At 73.9% G+C, this 1,239-nt stretch carries 1 protein-coding gene and 1 pseudogene; one reads left to right on the top strand and one right to left on the bottom strand.

Annotated elements, in window-relative coordinates:
• Positions 1-297 (bottom strand): annotated as a pseudogene (locus ABT367_RS41390) (A/G-specific adenine glycosylase); the annotation flags it as partial.
• Positions 298-533: 236 nt separating this feature from the next.
• On the opposite strand from ABT367_RS41390, the gene ABT367_RS41385 reads away from it, so the two are divergent.
• A partial coding sequence (locus ABT367_RS41385) for a histidine kinase (RefSeq protein ID WP_352259133.1) occupies positions 534-1,239 on the top strand: 706 nt, incomplete at its 3' end.

Genomic DNA, 1,239 nt, shown 5'->3' with positions numbered 1-1,239 from the left:
GCCGAGCCGGCCCCAGGCGCGCACGGCCTCGCCGGGCGCCTCCTTGGCCAGGTCCGCGGGGCGCGGCCAGCGCGCGAGCCACTGCTCGTACACCGGGAGCACCCGGTTCACGGGCGTCTGCTGCAGCATGAACTCGCTGACCATCACGCCCCAGGGGCCCGCGTCGGGGCGGCGCCAGGGCAGGTCGCGGGCGTGGGTGTCGAACCAGGCGATGACCTGCCGGTGCAGGACCTCGTGCCCGGTGGCCTCGGTGGGGGGTGTTTCGGGCGTCTGGGGAGAGAGTGCGGTCGCAGTCATGACGCTGGGAATCCTCCCACGACTGGGTTACGCGAGAGGGGTGGCGCGCTTCAGAGCCACCCCAGGAGCAGCTTCGGGGGCCATCCAGGAGCAGTTTCGGAGCCACCCGGGAACAGTTTCGGAGCCTCCGGGGAGCAGTTTCGGAGCCCCGGGGAGCAGCCTCGGTGCCTCCGGGAGCACAGGACCTGACGATCGGCAGGGGTGCCGGGCTCCCTTGCGCGGGTAGCGTCGGCAAGGTGCCCCACCTCGTACGACGCATCGCCGCGGACGCCCTGCTCTGGGCCTGCCTGGCCGTACCCGCCGTGGGCGCGGACCGTATCGGCCTGAACGAACCCCGCTCCCTGTGGCAGGAACTGGCCGGCCTCGCCGTGCTCGCGTTCGCGGCCGCCCTGCACCGTGCGCGGCCGCTCCTGGCGTTCCTCGCCGTCGCGGCCCTCGGGCTCGCAGCCTCGCCGTCGCTGTTCACCGTCTCGTACGGGCCGGCGCTCGCGGTCTTCGCGCTGTTGCTCGGTGCACGAGGCGGAGGGCGCGGGGGCCCCGCGGCCTTCGCGGGGATCGCCGTCGTAGGGACGGTGCGGATTCTCGTACGGGATGTGGATCCCGTACCCGAGTGGCTCGTGCTGCTCGGCACGCTCCTTTTCGCGGGCTGTTTCCCGTGGCTGATCGGCCGCTACTGGCACCAGCGCGTCGCGCTCGTCTCCTCCGCGCTCGCCCGCGCCGAGCAGTTGGAGCGCGAGCAGCGCATCGTCGCCGACCGGGCGCGGCTGCGCGAACGCGCCCGGATCGCCCAGGACATGCACGACTCACTCGGCCATGAGCTGAGCCTGCTCGCGCTGCGCGCCGGCGCCCTGCAGCTCGACCCGGAGCTGGGCGAACGCCAGCGTGCCGCCGCGGCCGAGCTCCCGGTCCGGCGCTGGGTGCGGGTGCGGCTTCCGGTCCGGC

The organism is Streptomyces mesophilus (assembly GCF_040300965.1).
Taxonomy (GTDB): domain Bacteria; phylum Actinomycetota; class Actinomycetes; order Streptomycetales; family Streptomycetaceae; genus Streptomyces; species Streptomyces mesophilus_A.
This window is presented reverse-complemented; position numbering and strand designations above follow the sequence as displayed.